General features: G+C 70.2%; 19 protein-coding genes. 9 read left to right on the forward strand and 10 right to left on the reverse strand.

What is annotated here, in order from left to right; translation table 11 throughout:
* The first annotated feature begins 179 nt into the window (after positions 1 to 179).
* Together J5Y10_RS19560 and J5Y10_RS19565 are read left to right on the forward strand one after the other, a co-directional pair.
* Complete coding sequence (locus tag J5Y10_RS19560; RefSeq protein WP_209375786.1) at positions 180 to 1,751, forward strand: GMC family oxidoreductase; 1,572 nt, start codon at positions 180 to 182, stop codon at positions 1,749 to 1,751.
* 418 nt (positions 1,752 to 2,169) lie between these two features.
* A complete protein-coding gene (locus J5Y10_RS19565) occupies positions 2,170 to 3,123 on the forward strand; it encodes a Bug family tripartite tricarboxylate transporter substrate binding protein (protein ID WP_209375787.1) in 954 nt (317 codons plus the stop codon).
* 1 nt (position 3,124) lies between these two features.
* Here the strand turns inward: J5Y10_RS19565 and J5Y10_RS19570 are convergent, their stop codons facing one another.
* Together J5Y10_RS19570 and J5Y10_RS19575 are read right to left on the reverse strand one after the other, a co-directional pair.
* On the reverse strand, positions 3,125 to 4,000 hold the full coding sequence (locus J5Y10_RS19570; protein WP_209375788.1) for an aspartate/glutamate racemase family protein: 876 nt from the start codon (positions 3,998 to 4,000) through the stop codon (positions 3,125 to 3,127).
* 66 nt (positions 4,001 to 4,066) lie between these two features.
* Positions 4,067 to 5,050, reverse strand: coding sequence for a dihydrodipicolinate synthase family protein (locus J5Y10_RS19575; protein WP_209375789.1), 984 nt, complete (start codon positions 5,048 to 5,050; stop codon positions 4,067 to 4,069).
* A 77-nt stretch (positions 5,051 to 5,127) separates the two neighbouring features.
* On the opposite strand from J5Y10_RS19575, the gene J5Y10_RS19580 reads away from it, so the two are divergent.
* The gene (locus J5Y10_RS19580) at positions 5,128 to 6,144 is read left to right on the forward strand and encodes a ketopantoate reductase family protein (protein ID WP_209375790.1); all 1,017 of its coding nucleotides are present in this window, start codon (positions 5,128 to 5,130) and stop codon (positions 6,142 to 6,144) included.
* Between the two features lie 22 nt (positions 6,145 to 6,166).
* On the opposite strand, the gene J5Y10_RS19585 is transcribed toward J5Y10_RS19580, so the two are convergent.
* The 7 genes from J5Y10_RS19585 to J5Y10_RS19615 all read right to left on the reverse strand — a co-directional run bounded on the left by J5Y10_RS19585 (position 6,167) and on the right by J5Y10_RS19615 (position 12,189).
* Complete coding sequence (locus tag J5Y10_RS19585) at positions 6,167 to 7,000, reverse strand: alpha/beta fold hydrolase (protein WP_209375791.1); 834 nt, start codon at positions 6,998 to 7,000, stop codon at positions 6,167 to 6,169.
* A complete protein-coding gene (locus J5Y10_RS19590; protein ID WP_209375792.1) occupies positions 6,997 to 7,827 on the reverse strand; it encodes an alpha/beta fold hydrolase in 831 nt (276 codons plus the stop codon). Before J5Y10_RS19590 ends, J5Y10_RS19585 begins: the two co-directional genes overlap by 4 nt.
* A 20-nt stretch (positions 7,828 to 7,847) precedes the next feature.
* Positions 7,848 to 8,837 carry a tripartite tricarboxylate transporter substrate-binding protein gene (locus J5Y10_RS19595; protein WP_209375793.1) on the reverse strand — a complete coding sequence of 330 codons (990 nt, stop codon included), beginning with the start codon at positions 8,835 to 8,837 and terminating at the stop codon, positions 7,848 to 7,850.
* A gap of 95 nt (positions 8,838 to 8,932) precedes the next feature.
* The gene (locus tag J5Y10_RS19600; protein WP_209375794.1) at positions 8,933 to 9,730 is read right to left on the reverse strand and encodes an SDR family NAD(P)-dependent oxidoreductase; all 798 of its coding nucleotides are present in this window, start codon (positions 9,728 to 9,730) and stop codon (positions 8,933 to 8,935) included.
* 4 nt (positions 9,731 to 9,734) lie between these two features.
* Positions 9,735 to 10,694, reverse strand: a complete 960-nt coding sequence (locus J5Y10_RS19605; protein ID WP_209375795.1) for a Bug family tripartite tricarboxylate transporter substrate binding protein — start codon at positions 10,692 to 10,694, stop codon at positions 9,735 to 9,737.
* Between the two features lie 83 nt (positions 10,695 to 10,777).
* Positions 10,778 to 11,611, reverse strand: coding sequence for a polysaccharide deacetylase family protein (locus J5Y10_RS19610; protein ID WP_209375796.1), 834 nt, complete (start codon positions 11,609 to 11,611; stop codon positions 10,778 to 10,780).
* Between the two features lie 2 nt (positions 11,612 to 11,613).
* Positions 11,614 to 12,189: a carboxymuconolactone decarboxylase family protein gene (locus tag J5Y10_RS19615; RefSeq protein ID WP_209375797.1), complete on the reverse strand. Its 576-nt coding sequence runs from the start codon at positions 12,187 to 12,189 to the stop codon at positions 11,614 to 11,616.
* 46 nt (positions 12,190 to 12,235) lie between these two features.
* On the opposite strand from J5Y10_RS19615, the gene J5Y10_RS19620 reads away from it, so the two are divergent.
* The 6 genes from J5Y10_RS19620 (at position 12,236) to J5Y10_RS19645 (ending at position 18,659) form a co-directional block, all read left to right on the forward strand.
* A complete protein-coding gene (locus tag J5Y10_RS19620; RefSeq protein ID WP_209375798.1) occupies positions 12,236 to 12,940 on the forward strand; it encodes a GntR family transcriptional regulator in 705 nt (234 codons plus the stop codon).
* Positions 12,941 to 12,942: 2 nt separating this feature from the next.
* The gene (locus J5Y10_RS19625) at positions 12,943 to 14,160 is read left to right on the forward strand and encodes an MFS transporter (RefSeq protein WP_209375799.1); all 1,218 of its coding nucleotides are present in this window, start codon (positions 12,943 to 12,945) and stop codon (positions 14,158 to 14,160) included.
* On the forward strand, positions 14,160 to 15,008 hold the full coding sequence (locus tag J5Y10_RS19630) for an aspartate/glutamate racemase family protein (RefSeq protein WP_209375800.1): 849 nt from the start codon (positions 14,160 to 14,162) through the stop codon (positions 15,006 to 15,008). Before J5Y10_RS19625 ends, J5Y10_RS19630 begins: the two co-directional genes overlap by 1 nt.
* 32 nt (positions 15,009 to 15,040) lie before the next feature.
* Complete coding sequence (locus tag J5Y10_RS19635) at positions 15,041 to 16,624, forward strand: ABC transporter substrate-binding protein (protein ID WP_209375801.1); 1,584 nt, start codon at positions 15,041 to 15,043, stop codon at positions 16,622 to 16,624.
* 20 nt (positions 16,625 to 16,644) lie between these two features.
* On the forward strand, positions 16,645 to 17,676 hold the full coding sequence (locus J5Y10_RS19640; RefSeq protein WP_209375802.1) for an isopenicillin N synthase family dioxygenase: 1,032 nt from the start codon (positions 16,645 to 16,647) through the stop codon (positions 17,674 to 17,676).
* 101 nt (positions 17,677 to 17,777) lie between these two features.
* Complete coding sequence (locus J5Y10_RS19645; RefSeq protein ID WP_209375803.1) at positions 17,778 to 18,659, forward strand: alpha/beta fold hydrolase; 882 nt, start codon at positions 17,778 to 17,780, stop codon at positions 18,657 to 18,659.
* A gap of 7 nt (positions 18,660 to 18,666) precedes the next feature.
* Here the strand turns inward: J5Y10_RS19645 and J5Y10_RS19650 are convergent, their stop codons facing one another.
* Entirely contained in the window at positions 18,667 to 19,407 is a 741-nt protein-coding gene (locus J5Y10_RS19650; RefSeq protein ID WP_209375804.1) for an aspartate/glutamate racemase family protein, read from the reverse strand.
* Between the last annotated feature and the right edge of the window lie 25 nt (positions 19,408 to 19,432).

A 19,432-nucleotide genomic window follows, 5' to 3' on the forward strand; every position in this document is an offset into this window, starting at 1 on the left:
CCGGGACCGCGACGGTAGCAGACTGATGACTGCCAGGGCTGCACGACCGCCGAAAGCCGTGGGCTGAAAACTGGCAGCTTACGAACGCTCGGTGAGCCATGGCGCAAGCTGCAAGGATATGCTGACGATCCTGGTCCTGCGACAGCCCTGTCCTTTACCGCTTGGAGAAATGCATCCCTATGTACGATGTCATCGTGGTCGGCGCCGGTTCAGCGGGAGCCGCGCTTGCCGCGCGCCTTTCGGAAGATCCCTGGCGCCGCGTCCTGCTGCTGGAGGCCGGCCGCGACTGGCGTTCGGCAGAGGCACCGGCCGCGCTGCGCAGCCCCAACATCGTGCCCTTCATGCACGATCCCCGGCATCAGGCGGACTGGCAGTGGCCCGGCCTGATGGCCCGCCGCACCCGCGCGCAGGCGCCGAAGTTCTACTGGCGCGGCAGGACGATGGGTGGGTCCTCCACCGTCAACGCCCAGATCGCGATCCGCGGGGTGCCCGCCGCCTTCGATGCCTGGGCCGAGGCGGGCTGCGAGGGATGGTCCGCCGCGGAGGTGATGCCGATCTTTGACCGGATTGAGGACGATGCGGATTTCGGTGTGTCGGGCCGGCGGCAGGGCGGCCCGCTGCCGGTCTGGCGCATGCCCGAGAGGGATTGGGGCGCGGTGGACCTTGCCCTGCGCGATGCTGCGCTATCCGATGGCTATCCCCTGAAGCCGGACCTGAACGCGCCGGAGGGCGAAGGAGTCTCCTGCAACCCGATCAACCTGCGCGGCGGCGTGCGGGTCACGACGAACGACGCCTATCTGGAGCCCGCGCGGGGCCGCCCGAACCTGGAGATAAGGGGCGAGGCCCTGGTGGACCGCGTGCTGTTCGAGGGCGCTGACGTCCGCGCCATCCGCGTCCGCTTCGGCGATGGCGCGTGGGAGGAGCTCGCCGCGCGGGAAGTGGTCCTCTCGGCCGGCGCGATCCACAGCCCCGGCCTGCTGATGCGTAGCGGCATCGGGCCGGCGGCGACGCTGCGCGGCCTCGGCATCCCGGTCCTGCATGATCAGCCCGCGGTGGGGCAGAACCTGATGGACCACCCCATCCTGCGCGCCAGCCTCGCCCTCAGGCCTGGCTTTCGCGCCGGGGATCCGGACGCCCGCCATACCAACCTTTGCGTCACCTACAGCAGCCGCCTCGGGGGTGGCGGCGAGCGGGACATGATCATGGTCGCGTACAACCACCGCGGCCTGGTCGAGGGCGGCGTGGCGCCGGCCGGCGGCATCGGCGTCGCGCTCTACGACGTCTTCTCCCGGGGCGAAGTGCGGGTGACCTCGGCGGAGCCGGACGCGCCACCGGTGGTTGAAGAGAACATGCTGGACCACCCGGCGGACCGGCTGCGGATGCGCGACGGCGTGCGGCGCCTGGCACGGCTCTGCGGGCTGGAGCCCGTGACCCGCATCGCGGACGCGATCACCTTCGGGGAAACCGGTTTGGCCATGGCTGAGGCGGCGGCGCTGCCCGACGCCGAGTTGGACGCCCTGATGCTCCAGGAAGCAGGAGACATTCAGCACGCGGCCGGCACCTGCCGCATGACCGTCCACGAGGACCGGCGGGGCGTGGTGGATCCGGACCTGGTCGTGCGCGGCGTTCGCGGGTTGAGGGTGGCGGACGCGTCCATCATGCCCACAGACTGCTGCGCCAATCTGCATTTCACCTGCGTCATGATCGGAGAGATGGCCGCACAGCGCATCCGGGCAGCGCAGGCCACCTGAAGCCGACGCATCGGCTGCAGACCTCGATGATGTGTGGCAAGGCGCAACGGCCCGCCTGGCGGTGAAGTGCGGGACCACGAGGGGTGTTCCCGAGACCATCAAGCGGCGGGCCACGATTCCATGGTCCGCTGCAGGTCTGGCGCAGGACCACGCCCATCCAGCACGGCCGCCACGATCCCTCGCGTCATCATCGGCTTCCTGGTTCGAGCCTAGCCAGTCGGGCTCCCGCCACCAACGCTTCGCCCTACTGCAGCAGAAGCCAGGCGCGACCATCTCGATGACAGCCAACCCGGCCGCGATGTCCATGCGCTTGACAAGTCATGAGCCCACGAGAACGATCTCGATCGGACAGAATGGCAGCGCATCGCACGCAAATCGACGTTGCGCGCCACATCACACCGACAGGAAAGCTCAGCAGATGATTGTGACGCGGCGCGGCGCCATGGGCGGACTGGTCGGCATGGGCCTTTCCACGCCAGCCCTCGCACAGGGCACCTATCCCTCCCGCACAATCCGCATCATCGTGCCCCGCGCGGCCGGCGGGGGGACCGACGTGCTCATCCGGCAGCTCGTCCCTGTTCTCAGCGCCCAACTGGGCCAGACTGTCGTGGTGGACAACCGTGCGGACATGACGACGGTCGTCGGGACGGAGATAGTGGCCCGCTCGGAGCCGGACGGCTACACGATCCTGGCTGCGGACAACACCTTCTACTTCAATCCCGCGATTCAGAAGCGGCTTCCCTACGACACGCTGAAGGACTTCGCGGGCGTCACCATGCTCGCGGATTCTCCCGTGGTGCTGATGGCAGGGCCGAAGGCCGCGACGAAGACGCTGCCCGATCTCATCGCCGCGGCCAAGCGCGATCCGGGCGGCGTGGCCTATGGCTCTGGCGGGGTGGGAGCGTCCACGCATTTCGCCGGCGTGCTGTTCTGCCTCAAGGCCGGGATCGAGATGACGCACGTTCCCTATCGCTCGACCGGTCCACTGATGTCGGGGCTGCTCGCGGGCGATATCGGCGTCATGTTCAACGGGCCGCGCGCGCTGCTGTCGAACGAGCAGCTGATCGGCCTGGCGACCACGGCCCGCGACCCGTCCCTGCCGAATGTGAAGACCTTCGGGGAACAGGGTGTCCCAGGGGTCGATGTGTCGAGCATCTGGGGCATCCACGTTCCGGCGGCGACGCCGATGCCCATCCGGCTCCGACTGAGAGACGCCTTCGCCGCGGCCCTGAACGACCCGTCCATAGGACCCGCGCTGCGGGACAGGGGTGTCTACCCCATCGGCGACACGCCGGAGGCCCACCAGGCCCGCACCGCGGAAATCGTGGAGCAGTGGGTCCAGATCTCCAGGACCATCGACCTGTCGAAATAGTCTAGAAGGTCTTGATGCGGCGCCAACGGCGCGGCAGCGGGGGCGGGAAGGCGATGCCGCTCGCCCCGACGCCAAGATTGACCATCAGCTTCGCCACCTCGATGGCGGCGCGGTAGCCCTCGAGAACAGGAATGTCCCAGCCCATCTCCTTCAGCCGCTTCTGCAGCGGGTCCTGCAGCCAGTAGCAGCCGGAACAGCCGAGGATGATGCTTTCGGCGCCGTCCTCCTCGATGCAGGCGATCGCCTCGCGCACGGCCTCCTCCAGCATCGCGGATGGCTTGCCACGGGCGAAGCCACGGCGCTCCTCGAGGGTGGAGCGTCCGTAGTCGAAGGGCTTGCGCGGCAGGGGATAGTCCACGACCCGGATCGAGGCGCAACGGTCGGCAAAACCGTAAAGGCGGATAAGATCCACCATCTTCACGCTCTGGCCCTCGGAGATGTCGAGGACGCTGAAGCGGGCGCCGAGCATGCAGGCGACATGCATCTGGGCGAAGGCATTGGCCGTCACCGCCACGCCATAGGGCTGGGCGATCTCGCGCGCTTCCCAGAAGCCCGGGTCCACCCCGCCGAGGAGGATGATAGCGTTGTAGCGCCCGCTCTCGCAGGCCTCCCGGACCACGGGAAGGCGGTTCGACCCGACGATGGCCAGTTCCTCGCGCGTCTCGGGATAGCCGTCGCCGTCGCCATGCGTGGCCATGGGGCCGGGATGGAAGTCCCAATCGACATCCTCGAGGAGAGGGGCGAGGTGCTGATAGTTCATCAGCATCGCCTCCTTCGGCGCCCGGTCGTTCATGCCGAAGCGCTCATGAACATGCTCGGGCAGCGTGAAGTGCCGAACCATCAGGAAGCGGAACTTCGAAGGGGCGGCGTCTGTCATCCGGGATCTCCGCTGGACGGCCGCTGGCGGCCGGGGGCGCTAGGCATCAGGGTTGGTTGGGTACCATCATGCCCCGCCTTCGGACAGGAGGCCGAGATCCCGCAAGATCTGCTCCGCCTCCTCGCGCTCGGACACGCTCGCCGGCGCGACGCCCGGCCGGGTGGAACCCGCCCGCATGCCGAGAAGGCCGGCAACGTGCTTGAAGAGACCGACATGGTGAAAGCCGCGGGCGAAGTAGCGGCTCTGCAGACGATCGGCGATCGCCATGATCGTCCGGGCCTCGGCCGCCGCCTCCGCCAGGTTCCCCGCCGCCATCGCCTCGATGAAGCGCCCGCAATGCGGGTGCGCCGGCGTTTGGCAGAGCACCGGGCGCGAGGAGCCGATGAGAAAGCGGGGCGCGCGCTTCGGAAAGGCAATCTGGCCGAAGAGATGGTACTCTTCCAGTGAGGTCGCGACGGGCAGTCGGTCCCCGACCCGTTCCAGCATGGCGGCGTATTGCGCAAGGTTCAGCGTCGTGTTCTGCACGGCGCAGACGGCGGGCAGCGGCAGGAGCGCTTCCACTTCCGGCGGCGTCAGATAGTAGCCGAGCTCCGGCAGGGTCGTGCTGTAGAGCACGAGCCCGATCCCGATCCGCCCGGCCACGTACTCGTAGAAGTGCCGGACACTCTCGGCGGATCTCGGCCCGTAGAAGGGCGGCCAGGCCATGGCCAGGTCAGCGCCGGCCGCGGCGGCGTGGCGCGCGAGATCGACAACCGTCTCGGCCGAGGGATCGGAGCACCCGACGACGACCGGCGCGCGGCCACCCACCTCATCCAGGACGACCTCGACGAGGTGCTTCCTCTCGACCCCGGTGAGTGTCCAGAACTCCTGATGGAGGGAGTTCACGGACAGGCCGCCCACGCCCGGCAGCGCCAGCGTGCGCCGCACGTTGTGGCGGAGCCCTTCCTCATCGACCGCCCCGTCCTCACGGAACGGCGTATAGAGGACGGTGAAATAGCCGCACAGCGTGTCCCGCACCCAGTCGCGCGCGTCGCCGGCCGCGTACCTCACGCAACATCCCCCGTCTTGCCCAAGCAGCGGGCGTGGTAGGATCCCGCACCTCGATCCGGCACAGGGACATCGTCCGCATGAGCACTCCGCTCGCCGCCAGCAGGCCGCCCTTGCTCATCGTGGGGGCCGGGGCGGTCGGCGCCTACATGGCCGGGCACCTCGCCGCGGCCGGAGAGCCGGTCGTTGTCCTTGAACCCTGGGAGCCGAACCGGGACGCCATTCGGGCCCAGGACCTTCGGATCGACGAGCCGTCCGGGCGGCTGGAGGTGCGACTGAACCTTATCGACACCGTGGAGGAGATCGCGTCCGTCGCGCCCGGGCTGGTTGTCCTCTGCACGAAGCTGGCCGATGCGCCCGCGATCGTCGAGCGGATCGAGACGGCCTATCGCGGGCCCTACCTCGTGACGCTCAATGCCCTGGCCGATCTGGACCTCGCGGAACAGCTGGGCGTCGACCGGGTTATGGGCTGCATCGTCACCGGCCTTTTCGCCAACCTCGTCGAGCCCGGCCTCGTGCGGCGGCACCGCCGACGTCTTGATGGCGGCGCGCCAACCTTCAGGCTGGGCGAAACGGGCGGCCCGGCGGGTCCGCGGCTTCGCGCGCTGGCCACGGTGCTCGGCCAGGTGGACAGGGCGGAGGTGGTGGACGACCTGCCCGCCGCGCGCTGGACCAAGATGGTCTTCAACTGCATGACCTCGCCCCTCTCCGCCCTGCACCGGCGGCCGATCCGCGACCTCTTCCTCGATCCCGATCTTCGGGCCGAGATGATGCGGGTCGGGCTGGAGGTGGCGGCAGCGGCGGGCGCGGCGGGGATGGGCTTGGACACCCTCTGCGGCGTCCCCGGGGCGACGTGGCTCGCCGCGGCGCGGCAGGAAGCGCGAGCCCTGGCGACCCTGGAGGCCGGGCTGGTCCGCTACGGCGCGGCGCTGGATCCCGGCGCCACCAGCGGCATGGCGCAGGACCTCGCGCGCGGGCGGCGCACGGAGGTCTTGCTCATCAATGGGGCCTTGGTGGAGAAGGCCGCGCGGCTCGGCCTTGCCGCCCCCGCCAACGCGGCCCTCGTCGCCGCGCTGGAGGCGGCCGTGCCGGCCTGATCCGCCGCCGCGGAATGCCCGCTCAGGCACCCTGGCGCCGCAGGAAGTCGAGGACGTCGCGCGCGCAACGCTCCGGCACCGCGTCGCCGAGGTTGTGCGGCATCCCCTCATAGGTCAGCAGCTCCGCCCGCGGGATCATGTCCCGCATGATCTCGTACTGGTTGTGCGATCCGATGGGCTCCTGGCCGGGCGCGACGATCAGTGTGGGACAGGCGATGCGCGGCAGGTCCTCCGTCCAGTCCCGGCTCGCCATATGGGTCACGAAGCGGCCGATCCAGCGCGGGTCGTTGCCCCCGGTCTGGCGGCAGAACCAGTCCACCAGCCCGGGATCGGTCCCCTCGGGGAAGCGGTCCGTCACCGTCGCGCGCACGAAGGCTTCCAGCCCCAACCGCGCGATTTCCGCCGGCCAGCCACCGGCCTTGCTGTTCCGCAGGCCGGGGGTGGAGGCGAAGAGCGACAGGGTGGCGATGCGCTGCGGATCCTCGATGGCCAGCCGCTGCCCGACATAGCCGCCGGCGGAGTTGCCGACGAGGTGGACTCGCGCCACGCCGATCGCGTCCAGCAGCTCCCGCACATCGTCGCAGAGGCGCTCGACGGTGATGGGGTGGGATTCGTCCGGCACCTCGGATGCACCGTGGCCGCGCAGATCCATGGAAATCACCGGGAACTCGCGGGCGAGGATCGGGATCCAGCCATACCAGCGCCGATAGGCGCCCATGGCCGGGTGCAGCAGCAGGATCGGCTCGCGGCGCGGGCGCCAGGGATCGGTGAAGTCGTCCACGCGCCAGGCGAGGCGGATGCCGTCGCTGGCCGCGTGAAAGGCCATGGTGGGATGGACCGGCGGCAGCTCGGTCATCGACGGTCAGCTCCCGGGTAGCCGAAGGTGTCGCGGTGGAAGGCCATGATGTCGGCCACGCAGCGGTCCGGCAGCATGTCCGCGATGTTGTGGGGCATGTGCTCGTAGGCGATCATCCGCACATTCGGAATGCGGTCCCGCATGGTGTCGTAGAGGGCGGCGGCGCCCACCGTCTCGGCGCCCGGCAGGATCACGAGGCTGGGGCAGCGGATGCGATGGAGCTGATCGCTCCAGTTCTGGGTCGCGGCGTAGCCGATGAAGCGGACGACGAAATCCCGGTCGTTCTGCTCCGTCTGGTCCAGGAACCACTCGACCATGCCGGGGCCCGTGCTGGCGAGGTCGAAGCGCATGTGGATGGTGTCGGCCAGGAAGTGGCGCAGTCCCTCCTTCTTGATCCGCGGCAGCCATTTCAGCGCCTCCGGGCTGAGGCCGGGGGTGGAGCCGACCACCGCCATGCTCAACACCTTCTCCGGCTCCCGCATCGCAAGGTTCTGGGCCACGTAGCCGCCGGCGGAATTGGCGGTGACATGGGCCTTCTCCATGCGGAGCAGCGCCATCAGCTCGACCACGTCATCCACCAGCCGGTCCATGGTCAGGGGCGCGGAAAGATCGGGCACGCTGGACCGGCCATGGCCGCGCAGGTCCATGCGGATCAGCCGGAAATGCCGCGCCAGGCCGGGCACCCAGGAGTAGAAGCGCTCCGAGTTGCCCATGGCGGAGTGCAGCAGGAACATGACCGGGGCTTCGCGCCAGGGATCGGTGAAATCGTCGATGTAGTAGGCGATGGTCTCGCCATCGCTCGCGGTGAAAGTGGCTGCCTCGGTCATGACTTACTCCAGGATTCTATTCAGTCCTGCACCGGAACTTTCGCGATGCGGACGATGTCGTCAAAGCGGCTGCGGTCGGCACGGATCAGGGCGCCGAACTCGGCCGGGCCCAGCTTGCCCGGCACCACGCCGAGCGTCGCGAAGCGCGCATTGAAGGCGGGCGCGTCGAGGATGGGGCGCATGGCCGTCGCCACCCTCTCCACGATCTCCGGGGCAAGCCCCGCAGGGCCGACGAGGCCCCACCAGGCGTCCATGTCGAAGCCGGGATAGCCGCACTCCGCCACGCTCGGCACTTCGGGCGTCAGCGCGAGGCGCTCGGCGCCGGAGACGGCGAAGGCGCGCAAGGTGCCGGCCTTGATGTGCGGATAGCTCGCCGCGACGGAGATGAAGGAGACCGGCACGCGGCCAGTGGTCAGGTCCGCCATCAGGTCGGCATCGCCCTTGTAGGGCACATGCTCCATCTCGATCCCCGCGACGGCCATAAAGAGGCTCATCGTCAGGTGCGGGCCGGCACCGACGCCGGAGGAGGCGTAGCTCAGCGCGCCCGGCCGTGCCTTGACGAGGGCCACCAGGTCGCGCAGGTCCTTCGCGGGCACGGAAGGGTGCACCGCGAGGTAGTAGGGGGAACGTGCGCCGAGCGCGATCGGCGCGAAGTCGCGCAGGGGATCGAAGCCCAGGTTGCGGCGGATGCTCGGCGCCAGCACCTGGGAGCTGGAGATCATGTAGAGCGTGTAGCCGTCCGGCGCGGCCCGCGCCGCGGCCTCCGCGGCGATGGAGCCGGCGGCGCCCGCCCGGTTCTCCACCACGAAGCCCTGCCCGAAGATGTCGGTGAGCGGGGCGGAGACGGCGCGGGCCACGAGATCGTTGGCGCCACCGGCCGGATAGCCGACGAGCACGCGGACGCTGCGATTGGGCCAGGCGGCGGGCTGCGCCAGCCCCGGCCGCGCGAGGAGAGCGCCGGTGGCCGCGAGCAGCGCGCGGCGGGAAACGGTATCCGTCGATAGGGGCATGGTGGCCTGTCTCCTGGGCGTTGTCGTGCGCTCGTCCCTGCGTGTTTTCTTGTCTCTGGCGTCATGTCCGGCGCCCGCCTCGTGGTGCCGGATGGTCAGTAGGAGGATCGCCCGCCATCGGCGGGGATGGTGGCGCCCGTGATCATCCGCGCGGCATCGGAGGCGAGAAAAACGGCCGTGGCGGCGATATGCTCGGGATCCCCGACCCAGAAGGGGTACTCGCGCAGGCGCGCCGCCGGGTTCTGCGGGTCGCGCCCCTCGTCGGCCGGATCCAGCGTACCCCAGTCGCGCAGGATGCGCGCAGTCTGCACGCGGCCGGAGGCGATGGCGTTCACCCGCACGCCCTGCTTGGCGTAGTGCCCGGCCAGGGCGCGCGTGAGGGAGAGGATGGCTCCCTTCGCCGCACCGTAGACATGGAAGGGGCTTGCCCCGCGCAGCGCGGCGCCGGAGGACATGTTGATCACCGCCCCGCCGCCCGCACGGATGATGGCGGGAATGGCGTGGCGGCAGCACAGGAAGGTTCCGCGCAGGTCGAGGTTGATGGTGCGGTCGAAGACCTCCAGCGGCACCTCCGTCACAGGCCCGTCCTCGGGGTCCGTGCCGCCGGCGGTGTTGTAGAGCACGTCCAGCCGCCCGAAGCGCGTGAGGGTGCCCGCCACGGCGGCCGCCACGCTCTCGTCCGAGGTGACGTCGGTCTCCAGAGCCAGCGCATCGCCCCCGGCTTGCCGCACGCTCGCCGCCGCCACCTCCGCGCTCTCCTTCAGGCGGTCCGCCACGGCCACGGCGGCACCGGCGGCCGCGAAGGCGCGGGCAGCCGCGCTGCCGATGCCGCCCCCGCCGCCGGAGATGAGGACGACCTTGCCCGAGAGATCGGAGAGATCGCGCGCGGCCATCGCCTCAGCCCGCCCGCGCGCCGGATTGCCGGACGATCGGGCCCCAGGTGTCCAGCTCGCGCCGGAAGCGGGCGGAGAACTCGGCAGGGGTGGTGCCGGCCAGAACGAAGCCGAGCTCGGCCGCCTTGGCCCGGATATCCGGCAGGGCGAGCACGGCCGCAATCTCCCGCGACAGCCGCTCGCCGATGGCGAGTGGCGTGGCGGCCGGAGCCCAGAGGCCCCAGATCGTCTCGGCGTTCATCTCGGGCAGCCCGGCCTCCGCGAAGGTCGGCACATCCGGCAGGGCGGGTGAGCGCTGGTTGCCCGTGATGGCGATGGCGCGAAGCTGCCCGCCCTCCACATACTGCCGGGTGGAGCTGATGCCCGCGAACATGATCTGGGTCTGCCCGCCCAGCACGGCGGTGACGCCCGGTGCCGTGCCAGCATAGGGCACGTGCACGATGTCCAGCTTGGCGACGGAGCGCAGCATTTCGCCCGCAAGATGGGTGGAGGCGCCGTTGCCGCCGGAGGCGAAGTTCACCGCGCCGGGATGGGCATGCGCGTAGTCCAGCACCTCCTTCACCGTCCTTGGCGGAAAGGAGGGATGCGCGACCAGGATCACCGGCGCGGTAGCCAGCAGCGAGACGGGCTGGAGGTCGCGCTCCGTGTCGAAGGGCAGACGGGCGTAGAGGAAAGGGTTCACCGCCACCGCGCTGTCGATCATCAGCAGCGTGTGCCCATCTGCCGGCGCCTGGGCGACGAGGTTGGTGCCGATGGTGCTGCCGCCACCCGGCCGGTTCTCGATCAGCACGGGCTGGCCCAGGCGCTCCTGCAGCCCCGGCTGCACCAGCCGCGTGATGATGTCCGTGCCCCCGCCCGGCGGTACGGGCACGATGATCCGGATGGGCTTGCTGGGATAGGCCTGTCCCCAGGCCGCGGCGGGCAAGGCGGCGAAGGGCGAGAGGAGGAGGTGGCGTCGGCGCATCGGGGGTCCTTCTCGGTCGAACACTGGGACGGTCCGCGCTTCCTCGGCACGGGGGCTCTTGCGGCCCCTCGCGCGGGCGGCCCTTAGGCGGCGGCGCGCGCCCGGAACTCCTGCTGGATCTCGTCCAGCGTCAGGAACTCGGCGCCCATCCCGCCCAGCGCGTCGATAAGCTTCTCCAGCATCAGCATCCGGTGGCCACGGCCGATGACGTAGGGATGAAAGGTGAAGACGAGCATTCCCCATTCCGTGGTGCGGCGCATGTACTCGAAATCCGCGATCCAGTTCTCCAGCACCGCGTTCGCGTTCGCCAGGCCGGGCATGAGGGTGGTGGGCAGGCGGAAGAACTCGAAATGCGGGTGGTCGTCCAGCGACCAGCTGATGGGGATCTCCACCAGATCCGTCGTCTCGCCGAAGACCAGCGGCGCATCGGCGGCCACCTTGTCCCCGCGCCGCGCGAAATAGGGCTCGCAGTCATGCCCCATCATGCTGCTGTCGTAGCGGCAGCCGTGCTGGATCGCGAGGTCGAGCGTGCGGTCGCTGATGTCCCAGGAGGGCGACCGGTAGCCGACCGGCCCCTTGCCGGTGAGGCGGCGGATGCTCTCCACCGCGCGCGCGAACTCCTCCGCCTCCCGGTCCGCCGGCAGGTCGGCCGGCGGCACGTGGCTCCAGCCGTGGTGGCCGATCTCATGCCCGCCGGCGATCACGCGCTCGCAGGCGGCCGGATAGGTCTCGATCACCACGCCCGGCACGTACCAGCTGGACCTGATGCCGCGGCTGGCCAGCAGGTCCAGGATGCGGCCGGCGCCGATCACGCCGAACTCCCCGCGCGAGATGGGGGTCGGCGTCAGCATCCCGCGCGAGGCGAAACCGGACCAGGTGTCGAAGTCGAAGGACAGGCACGCGATGTGGCGGGGCATGGTCAGCTCTCCTCCGGCAGGGCGCTCTGCTTGCGCTGCCATTCCAGCTCGATCGCGAGGATCTCCGGCGGCTCCAGCTCCACCCCGAGCGCGAGGATCGAGGTGCCGAGCGCGAGGTAATAGGCCGCGAGGAGGGTGATGTCGGTGACCTGGCGCGGGCTGAAATGCGCGCGCAGCGGGCCGGCGACATCGGGCCCCGTGCCCCGCCCCGCGAGGAAGGAGAGGACGTAGGCGCAGAGGGCACGGTCGGCCTCCGCCAGCGTCTCCGGCATCCGGCCATCCCGGATGTCGTCGATCTGCCCCTGCGTGATCCCGGCCTGCAGCCCGAGCGGCGCGTGATGGCCCCAGGCATAGGGAACGCCCCGCCCCACCAGCAGGATGACCAGCTCGCGCTGCACTTCCGTCAGCGCCGTGCCGTAGCGGGCGTAATGGCCAACGGTGGAGAAGACGCCGAGGCCCTCCGGCGCATGGGCGAAGGCCTTCATGGCGTTGGACACCCAGCCCCGGCTCGCCTTCACGCGGTCGAACATGGCGGAGAGGGCGGGATCAGCGGCCGGATCAGCGGGAAGAAGGAGCAAAAGAAGGGTTCCTGCAAAACAAAGAATCTAATATATTAGTTGGAGCATGACCCTGGATCATTCCGTTCGCAAGCCCCTTTCCGCGCGCAAGCCCTTGGCGGGCGCGGCCGCCATTCACTTCCCCAGCCGCCAGGACGTGATCGCCGCCGCCCTGCGGGAGCGCATCCTTCGCGGGGAGCTGGCGGGCGGCAGCCGGCTCGACATCGACGAGATCGCGGCCGCGCACGGCGTGAGCCGCACCCCCGTGCGAGACGCGTTGAAGCAGCTGGAGACCGAAGGGCTGGTGCAGGTCTTCCCCTATCGCGGGGTGGAGGTAACGACGCTCACCCAGGCGGACCTGGAGGAGCTCTTCAGCATTCGCGTGGCGCTGGAACAGCTCTGCATCGGTCGCGTGATAGAGCGCGTGACGCCGCAGCAGCTGGAGGGGATGCGGCGGACGCTGCGCCGGATGGACCGGCTGAAGAGGCGCGACGAGGGCTGGACCGACCTGAACACCGAGTTCCACAACGCCATCTACGACGCCGCGGGCTGGCCGCGTCTGGCCGATATGCTCCGCACCCAGCGCGTGAACATCGAGCGCTATGTCCGCGCCCGCGCCGGGGACCTCGGCACCGACCGCCAGCAGGCCCAGCACTGGACCCTGCTGGAGGCCATGGAGAAGGGCGATCGCCCCACCGCCCTCGCCACCATCCAGGCGCACTACATGGATACGGTGGCGACGATGAGCCTTCCCGCCGGCGGAGCCGGCTGAGCGTGCTGCCCTGGGTCGCCGCGCTGGGGTCGACGCTGCTGATGCAGTCCGTCGCCTCCTTCCTGACCCAGAGCGTGCCCGTCATCGCGCCCCTGGTCACCGCCCGGGCCGGTCTCCCGCCGGAGGCGGTGGGGAACCTCTCGGCCCTGGTGGCGGCAGGCACGGCGCTGTTCCTCCTCCTCGGCGGGCCGTTGCTGACGCGCCTGGGGCCGGTGCGCACGCTGCAATGGGGGGCGGCGGTCTCCGCCGCGGCCATGCTGCTGCTCGGCCTGGGCAGCACCCCGGCGCTGGTCGCGGCCTCCCTCCTGCTCGGCATCGGCTACGGTCCCTCCCCGCCCGCCGGCAGCCGCATCCTGGCGGCCACCGCGCCGCCGGAGCACCGCACCCTTATCTTCTCGGTCAAGCAGGCCGGCGCGCCGCTGGGCGGGGCCTTGGCGGGGCTGGTAACGGCCCCGGTGGCCCATGCCTTCGGCTGGATGGCGGGCATCCTCGTCACCGTCGCCGTCGCGCTCCTCGCCGCGCTGGTCATCCAGCCGCTCAAGGAATCGCTGGATGCGGAGCGGGACCCGCGCCAATCCATCAGCCTCGGCACCATCCTGCAGCGCCAGACCTGGGCGGCCCCCGTCGCCGCGCTGGGCTTGCACCCGTCGCTGCCGCCGCTCACCGCCCTCGCCATGTCCTTCGCCGCGGTGCAGGGCTGCCTCTTCACCTTCTCCGTCACCTGGCTGAACCTCTCGCACGGCCTCACCCTCGTGCAGGCCGGCACGGCCTTCGCGAGCATGCAGGCGGCCGGCGTCGTCGCGCGCATCCTGCTGGGCTGGCTGGCGGACCGCACGGGGCGGCCGGTCCGCAACCTGCTGGTCCAGGCCCTGGCCGCCGCCGTCGTGACACTGGGCTTCGCCTGGATGCCGGCGGACACCTCCCTTCTCGCCATCAACCTGCTGGCGGGCGCGGCGGGCTTCCTGGCGGCCAGCTGGAACGGCATCTACCTCTCCGAGGTCGCGCGCCTCGCTCCGCCAGCCCAGGTGGCCGCCGCCACGGCGGGGTCAACCCTCTTCACCTTCCTCGGCTACCTCTTCGCCCCGGCCGGCTTCACGTTGCTCGTCGCCCTCTCCGGCAACTGGGTGCTGCCGCTGACCCTGGTCGCGGCGCAGCTCGCCCTCGTCTCGCTCATCGTCTCCGTGCTGCTGCGCAGCCGCCCCGCTGGAAACCCCATCTGATGGCCACGCCCCGCCTGATGCTCATCAACGCCTTCAGCCTCGCGCCCGGTGCCTATGCGCTGCGCCCGCACAGCGGCACGCGCGAGGACCTGGTGATGGACTACGCCAACGTCGCCCCGCTGCTGGCGGGGGTGGAATGGGATGTCCATGCCGGCGCCCCCGCCACCCATGGCCAATGGCCGGTGGAGACGAAGGAGGAGTTCATGATGGTGGGCGTGAACCGCCTGCCCCTGGTGCGGGAGGCCTGCGAGAGCGGCCGCTTCGATGCGGTCGTGCTGCTCGGCGGCGGCGATCCCGGCTATCCGGAGGCGCGGGAAATCGGGCGCCGCTACGGCATCCCCGTGACGAGCTGCGCGCATGCCCAGATGCACATCGCCGTCACCCAGGGCCACCGCTTCAGCATCATCGACATCTCCGAGACACACAACGCGCAAATGGCGAACCTCGTCGTGGGATATCGCTTTACCGAGCACTGCGCCTCCATCCGCAACGTCAACTTCCCCCTGCCCCGCCCGGCGCACCAGGGGGAGCAGTCCATCGCGAGGGAGAAGGCTCTGGCGCTCTCGGGCCAGCCCTCGGCCATGCTGGAGGCTGCTGTTGCCGCGGCCGAGGCCGCCATCGAGGAAGATGGGGCGGAGAGCATCATCCTCGGCTGCTCGGCCAGCTACTGGATGCAGCCCTTCCTGCAGCAGCGCCTGAAGGAGATGGGCTGGAGCATTCCCGTGCTCGAGGGCTACCGTTCCGCAGTGGCGCTGGCGAAGCTCCTTGTCAGCCTCGGGCTGGATGCCAGCGGCATTGCCTTCCCTTCCGACCAGCCCCGGCGCTGGCGCGCACGGAAGCCGGTGTGACACGCCATGACGGGATGGGGGGAGGATCGGGCATGATCGGGCGGCGGACGATCCTCGCCGGCGCGGCCGCGGCGGCCGTTCCCTTGCGGGCAAGGGCCCAGCCCGCGCCGGCGCGCGTGCTGCGCTACGTGCCGCAGGCGGATCTCGGCAGCATCGACCCGATCTGGACCACCTCCGTCGTCACGCGGGACCACGGCTTCCTGATCTACGACACGCTGTTCGGCACGGACGCAAACTTCCAGCCCACGCCGCAGCTGGCCGAGGGCCACAGCCTCGAGCAGGACGGTCGCGTATGCACCGTCAGGCTTCGCACCGGCCTGAAGTTCCACGATGGGGAGGCGATCCGCGCGCGGGACGGCGTAGCCAGCCTGGAGCGCTGGATGGTGCGCGCCCCGCTGGGCCAGAAGCTGAAATCCGTGCTGGACGAGCTGAGCGCGCCGGACGACCTGACGATCCGCTTCCGGCTGAAGCGCCCCCTGCCCTATCTCGTCCCCATGCTCGGCCTTCCCGCGACGCCGGTGCCCTTCATCATGCCGGAACGGGTGGCGCGCACCGATCCCTTCCAGCAGATCACCGACACCACCGGCTCCGGCCCCTTCCGCTACCTGGCGCAGGAGCACATTCCCGGCAGCTTCTCCGCCTACGCGCCCTTTGCCGGCTACAGCCCGACGCCCGCGGGCGGCACGGGCCTGACTGCAGGGCCGAAGCTGACCCATTTCGACCGCATCGAGTGGCACACGCTGCCGGATGCCGCCACCGCCGCCGCGGCCTTGCAGCGGGGCGAGATGGACTGGTTCTGCCAGCCCCCGCCGGAGGTGCTGGAACTCCTGCGCCGCAGCCGCGGCATCAGCGTGGGGCCGCTCGACCTGCTGCCCTACACGCTGCTGCTGCGCTTCAACAGCCTGAACCCGCCTTTCGACAACGCGGCCATCCGACGCGCCCTCCTGCCCGCGATCGACCAGGCCGACTTCGTCGCGGCCTGCGTGGGCAACAACCCGGAGGCGGGAATCACCGGCACCGGCGTCTTTCCCGCCGGGTCCCCTTCGGCCAGCGATGCCGGGCTGGAGCCGTTGCGCGGCCCGCGCAGCATGGATCTCGCGAGGCAGCGGCTGAAGGAGGCGGGATATGATGGCGGGCTCGTCCGCGTGCTCGGCCCCACCGACATCCTGAACCCCTCCGCCCTGACGCAGGTCGGCATCGACCTGTTCCGCCGTCTCGGCATGAACCTCGACGTCCAGCTCACGGACTGGGCGAGCGTGGTGCAGCGCCGCCCGAACAAGGAGCCGGTCGAGCGCGGCGGCTGGTCCGCCAGCTTCTATTCCAATCCCGGCTTCGACCTGCTGAACCCCGCCACCAACGCCCTCCTGCGCGGCAACGGTGCTGGCGCCTGGTTCGGCTGGCCCACCATCCCCCGGCTGGAGGAGTTGCGGGAGAACTGGTTCGACACCGCCGATCCCGCCGCCCAGGCCGCCATCACGCGGGAGATGCAGGTGGTGGCGATGCGGGAACTGCCCTTCATCCCCTTAGGCGGCCTGCGCAACTTCACCGCCACGCGCGCAGATCTGCGCGACCGGGTGGTGGGGTCGCCGATCTTCTGGAATCTCAAGCGGGCCTGATGCCCGGGGAGCGAACGACCATGCACCTTTTCAAGCAGCAGGGCCTGTCGGGGGAGGAGCAGTCCCGCACGCCCATCCCGGTCATCGACCTCGGCCGCTATCTCGCCGGGGAGCCGGGTTCCAGGGAGGCCGCCGCGGCCGAGCTGCGCCGTGCCTCGGAGGAAGTGGGCTTCTTCTACATCAGCAATCACGGCGTGCCGGAGGAGCTGGTCGAGCGCGCCTTCCGCGCCTCCCAGGCCTTCCACGCCCTGCCGATGGAGGAGAAGCTCTCCATCAAGGTCAACGAGAACAACATCGGCTACCTGCCGATGGCGGGCTCGCTCGCCGCCTCCTCCACCGTGCACAAGAACACCAAGCCCAACCTGAACGAGAGCTTCTTCATCACCCACGACCGCCCGGCCGACCACCCGGACGTGATCGCGGGCAAGCCGCTGCGGAGCGCCAACCAGTGGCCGCCCTCCCCGCCCGCCACCATGCGGGAGGACATGGTGTCCTACTACCGCGCCGTGCACGGGCTCGCGGACCGGCTCGTTGCGCTCTTCGCAGCCTCGCTCGACCTGCCGCCGGATTGGTTCGACGCGTCCTTCGCGAACGAGTCCAACGCCACCATCCGCTTCATCCACTACCCGCCGCAGGACGTGATCGAGGAGAACCAGTTCGGCAGCGCACCGCACACGGACAACTCCTTCCTCACCATCCTCGCGCGGACGGAGGTGCCGGGCCTGGCCGTGCGGCTGACCAACGGCAAGTGGTTCATCCCGCCGCTGATCCCCGGCACCTTCCTCGTCAATCTCGGCAACATCCTGCGCCGCTGGTCCAACGACACCTACCTCTCCACCCCTCATGGGGTGGTGAACGACAGTGGGAAGGACCGCTACTCCATTGCCTTCTTCCACAACCCAAATCCGCAGGCCGTCATCACCCCCGTGCCGACCCGCGTGACGGCGGAGCAGCCGGTCCAGCACGAGCCCGCGCTCTACCTGGATCTCGCCCTCGCCTTCTACCGGGCGAACTACCTGCACCAGAAGCGCCCCGCCGAGGCCGGCGCCTGACCCAAGCCCCCGGGGCCTGATGGATCTGGAGCGCGCCGCCGGACACACTTGGAACAGCGGATCCACGCCAGACGGCGATCCGCTCCTGACGGAGAACGGGCATGCCCCACGCGACGACCGATGATGGCGTGACGCTTTACTGCGAGGAAACCGGCAGCGGCACGCCCGTGATCTTCGTGCACGAATTCGCCGGCGATATGCGGAGTTGGGAGCCGCAGCTGCGCCATTTCGGCCAGCGCTACCGCGCCATCGCCTACAATGCCCGCGGCTACCCGCCCTCCGACGTGCCGGAGGACCCCTCCAGCTACTCCCAGGCGCGCGCCGCGGACGACATCCTCGCCGTGCTGGACCATCTGGGCGTGGAGAAGGCGCATGTGGTCGGCCTTTCCATGGGCGGCTTCGCAACGCTGCATTTCGGCTTCCGCCACCCCTCCCGTGCCTTCTCCCTTACCGTCGCGGGCTGCGGCTACGGGGCGGAGCTGGCTCAGCAGGACCGCTTCCGGGCTGAGGCGGCGGCCAGCGCGGCAGTGCTGAAGGAGGAGGGGATGGCACGCTTCGCCGGCCGCTACGCCTATGGCCCCACCCGCGTGCAGTTCGAGAACAAGGATCCGCGCGGCTTCGCGGAGTTCGCGCAGGGGCTGGCGGAGCATTCCGCCCTCGGCTCCGCCAACACGCAGATCGGCGTGCAGGGAGGACGACCGTCCCTCTATACGTTGGTGGACGAGATGAGGGCGCTGACCGTCCCTACCCTCGTGCTCACCGGGGACGAGGACTGGCCGTGCCTGCAGCCCGGCCTGCTGATGAAGCAGAGCATCCCGTCCGCCGCGCTGGCGGTGATGCCGAACTGCGGCCACACCATCAACCTGGAAGACCCGGACGAGTTCAACCGCCTCGTCACCGCCTTCATCGTGCAGGTGGATTGCGGGCGCTGGCCGATGCGCGACCCGCGCGCCCTCTCCGCCTCCATCACCGGGATGCGCTAGGGGCCGCCTATCCCTCCTCGAAGAGGCGCCGCAAGGCGGGGGAGAGCCCCGTCATCGGCTTGGGCGCGGGGCGCCGGAAGCTCCCCGCCGTGGCCTTGCGCGGCCCCAGTACCGCCAGGGTCTCAGCCTGCCGCACGGCGGCCGCGACACCGTCCAGCAGCGGCACGGGCACTTGGTCCGCCACCTGGGCCGCCAGGCCCGCCAGGGGCGCGCCGCCGAGGATGCAGACATCCGCCCCCGCCGCCACCGCGCGGCCGCAGAGCTCCACCAGCCGTGCGGCCTTCTCGTCCGCCACGTCGTCGATGCCGGAGAAAGGCTCGTCCAGGCAGAACACGCCCGCGCAGCGCCGTGCCAGGCCGTTGTACTCCACGCACTCCCAGTACCAGGGCTCCAGCGAGACCGAGAAGGTGACGATCGCGAAGCGGCGTCCCAGCATGCAGGCCGTGAGCATGGCCGCTTCCGCCATCCCGACCACGGGAACGCGCAGCAGTTCGCGCGCCGCCCCGAGGCCCGGGTCAGCGAAGGCGCCGATGATCACCGCATCCGCCCCGTTCGCGTGGTCAGCCAGAAGCTCCAGCACGGAGGCGGCCCCCAGGACCGCCTCCGCCCGCGTCGCGATGTATGGCGCGCCCGTCCGGGCCGTGACCGCGCGAATCTCCGTCGACGGCGCCGCGGCCGCACGCGCCACCCCAGCAATCCGGTCCGTCACGGAGGTGCTGGTGTTGGGATTGATCAGCAGCAGGTTCATCAGGCCCCCCCCCGGCGACAAGGCA

It is taken from the genome of Roseomonas indoligenes (assembly GCF_017813365.1).
In the GTDB taxonomy this organism is placed as follows: Bacteria; Pseudomonadota; Alphaproteobacteria; order Acetobacterales; family Acetobacteraceae; genus Roseomonas; species Roseomonas indoligenes.